The sequence below is a fragment of the Falsiroseomonas oryzae genome, assembly GCF_027856955.1.
In the GTDB taxonomy this organism is placed as follows: domain Bacteria; phylum Pseudomonadota; class Alphaproteobacteria; order Acetobacterales; family Acetobacteraceae; genus Falsiroseomonas; species Falsiroseomonas oryzae.
In genome coordinates this window covers 1-3360 of the sequence record NZ_JAPSMD010000512.1, presented here as the reverse complement: position 1 = coordinate 3360, position 3360 = coordinate 1, and the positions used below count along the sequence as shown (strand labels likewise).

Below are 3360 nucleotides of genomic sequence, written 5' to 3'. Positions count from 1 at the left end.
GACGTCCCCGGACATGACTCCTCGCGCGCTGCTGCGCGATGTCGCGCTGCACGCGGCGCCGACCGCGCCCATCCCGCCCGGCCTCACCGCCGTCACCGGCCAGGTGCGCGGCGCCGGCGGCCGCCCCGTGCCGCTGGCACGGCTGATGCTGACCACGCTGGTGGAGGGCGCGCTGCGCACCTTCCTCACCTGGAGCGCGCCGGATGGCAGCTATGCCTTCCGCCTGCCCGGGGAGCGGCCCGACACGATCGGCGGCGACCCGCCCTGGGCGGCGGAGCGGCAGCTTGTGGTGCATGTGCCGCGCACGCCGCTGGCCTCGGCCCTCGCGCTGGATTTCCTGGCCGCGCTGCCGGCCGGACGCGACGCGGTGGACGCGGACGCGCCGAACAGCGCCTTCCGCCGCCGCGGCTTCCTGCTGCGCGACGCCACGGGCGCGGTGCGCAGCGGCGCGCCCGGCGCCGATCCGACACTACCCATCCTCGGCGGGCGCCAGGCCCGCTGGGATATCGAGCTGGCCTGAGGAGCGCGCGCATGCCCGAATACCTCGCCCCCGGCGTCTATGTGGAGGAAACCTCCTTCCGGGCGAAATCCATCGAGGGGGTCGCCACCTCGACCGCCGGCTTCGTCGGCCAGGCCCGCTTCGGGCCGACCACCGGCGCGCCGATGCTGGTGACCTCCTTCGAGGAGTTCCAGCGCTATTTCGGCGACAGCGCCGACCTGGTGCTGGCCGACGGGCTGCGCATCAACCACCTGGCGCATGGCGTGCGGCTGTTCTTCGAGAATGGCGGCAAGCGCGTCTATGTCAGCCGCGTCTACAACCCGCCGGCAGGGCAGACCGCGGCGCAGGCGCGGGCGGTCTCCCCGGCGCTTGCGGTTTCCGGCACCGACCGCTTCATCCGCGCGCGCTATCCCGGCCGCGCCGGCAACGTGGTGGTGCGCGTCCAGGCGATCCGCAGCGGCAACCTGCTGACCGGCGCGCCGCCGAACCGCAGCCTGGCCGGCGTGCGGCCGGGCGACCTGGTGGAATCCAACAACGCGGGCGCCAAGGAGCGCGAGGTCACCGCTGCCGGCGCGCAGGCGGTGGATGCCGCGGCGCTCTGGGCGGTGTCGCTCGACGCGACCGGGCGGCCGGTGCTGACCGGCAGCGGCGGCACCCTGGACCTCAACACCGCCGCGCTGCGCAGCGTGCAGAAGATCACGCTGAACATCGTGGTCGAGCCGAATGGCGACGGCTCCACCGGCGACCGCTCGGACAGCTACGGAGGCCTGTCGCCGCACCCGGATTCCGACGTGTTCATCGGTCGCGTGCTGCGGCAGGAGGATCCGGTGAACGGCGTCGAGCCGCCGGCGGACCGTACCAACCGCATCTACGCCGATCTCGGCGCGCTACCGACCACGGCTGCGACCCGGGCGGGCTTCGCGGGCGGCCTGCTGACGGCGCTGGTGACGGGCTCGCCGGTGCGCCTGACGGGCGGCGTGGACGGCCGCACGGTGGATGCTGCCGGCTACACCGGCAGCGGTGCCGGCCACGACGCGTCCGGGCTGGTCGCGATGGAGGCGATCGAGGACGTGGCGATCGTCGCGGCACCCGGCGGCGCCGCGCTCGCCGAGCCGGACCGGCTGATGGTGCGCAACGCGCTGATCTCGCATGCCGAGCGGATGCGCTACCGCTTCGCTATCCTGGCCGGGCCGCAGGATGCGGACGCCGCGGCGATTCGCGCCGCGCGCGGGCAGCACGACAGCACCTATGCCGCGCTCTACTACCCCTGGCTGGTCGTGCCGCGGCCGTCGGGCGTGACGGGCGAGACGATGCTGCTGAGCCCGGAAGGCGCGATGGCCGGCATCTACGCGCGCAGCGACATCGAGCGCGGCGTGCACAAGGCGCCGGCGAACGAGGTGGTGCGCGGCATCCTGCGGTTCTCCCGCCCCGTCAACAAGGGCGAGCAGGACGTGCTGAACCCGGAGGGCATCAACTGCCTGCGCTTCTTCGAAGGGCGCGGGCAGCGCGTCTGGGGCGCGCGCACCATCAGCAGCGACCCGGAGTGGATGTACGTCAACGTCCGCCGGCTGTTCATCTTCCTCGAGCACTCGATCGACCGCGGCACGCAATGGGCCGTGTTCGAGCCGAACAACGAGGCGCTGTGGCTGCGCATCAGGCTCACCATCGAGAGCTTCCTGACCGATGTGTGGCGCACCGGCGCGCTGATGGGCACCAAGCCGGAGGAGGCGTATTTCGTGCGCTGCGACCGCACCACGATGACGCAGTCCGACCTCGACAACGGCAGGCTGGTCTGCCTGATCGGCGTCGCGCCGACCAAGCCCGCCGAATACGTGATCTTCCGCATCGGCCAGTGGACGGCCGACGCGTCGCTCGTCTGACGATCTGAGGGGGAGGACGCATCATGGCCATCCTGCGGGACGATCCCTACGGCGCCTTCAACTTCAAGGTGACGATCACCCCGGGCTCCGGCGGCGAGATCAAGGCCGGGTTCTCCGACGTGTCGGGGCTCTCGACCGAGGTCACCTATGCCGACTACCGCAACGGCACCGACCCGGCGAACCGGCCGCGCAAGGTGCCGCTGATGTACAAGGCCGGCGACGTCACGCTGAAGCGCGGGCTCATCGGCGGGCTGGACCTGTTCCAGTGGATCGACCAGGTCCGCCAGGGCAAGCAGGACGCTCGCGCGACGGTGGTGGTCGAGCTGATGAGCGAGGACCGCGCCGGCGTGGTGATGAGCTGGAAGCTGACCAATGCGCGGCCGTCGAAATACACCGGGCCGACGCTGGCGGCGAAGGGCGGCACCGATGTCGCCATGGAGGAGCTGACGCTGGTCTGCGAGGATATCGGCATCGAGTAGCGCTCCGCGACGCGAGGCCGCCATGAGCCTCTCCCTGCGCCGCGCGGAGTTCGCCGCCGGGGCGCCGTACCGTCCGGGCCTGCCACCGGGCGTCTACGAGGCGCGCGCGACCGCTGCCGTGCCGCGGCTGGTGCGCCTGGACACCGCCGCCTTCATCGGGCTGGCGGAACGCGGGCCGCTGAACACGCCGGTGCCTCTGGAAGGCTTCGACGCCTTCACCCGCGTCTTCGGCGCGCCCGTGCCGGGTCTCAAGCTGCCGCAGGCCGTGCGCGCCTTCTTCGCGGAAGGCGGGCGCCGCTGCGTCGTGGTGCGCTGCATGGACCACCGCAACGCGCGCACGGCGCGGTTCGTGGTGCCCGGGCTGACGGTGGCGGATGTGCCGCCGCCGCGCCAGGCGGTGCGGATCGCTGCGCGCAACCCCGGCGCCTGGGGCAACCGCCTCGTCCTGCGTCTGGCCGCGCCGCGGCGCGCGCTGCCGCTGACGCGCGCCGTGGTGCGCGTG

The 3360-nt window shown here is 72.9% G+C and carries 4 protein-coding genes; all 4 read left to right on the top strand.

All coding sequences use genetic code 11. From position 1 onward, the window contains the following. On the top strand, positions 1–520 hold a 520-nt coding region (locus tag OZN99_RS27995; protein WP_270938503.1), incomplete at its 5' end, for a peptidase associated/transthyretin-like domain-containing protein. Between the two features lie 11 nt (positions 521–531). Beyond that, positions 532–2379: a phage tail sheath family protein gene (locus OZN99_RS27990; protein ID WP_270938502.1), complete on the top strand. Its 1848-nt coding sequence runs from the start codon at positions 532–534 to the stop codon at positions 2377–2379. 23 nt (positions 2380–2402) lie between these two features. After that, complete coding sequence (locus OZN99_RS27985; RefSeq protein ID WP_270938501.1) at positions 2403–2858, top strand: phage tail protein; 456 nt, start codon at positions 2403–2405, stop codon at positions 2856–2858. Positions 2859–2880: 22 nt separating this feature from the next. After that, a partial coding sequence (locus OZN99_RS27980; protein WP_456299909.1) for a hypothetical protein occupies positions 2881–3360 on the top strand: 480 nt, incomplete at its 3' end.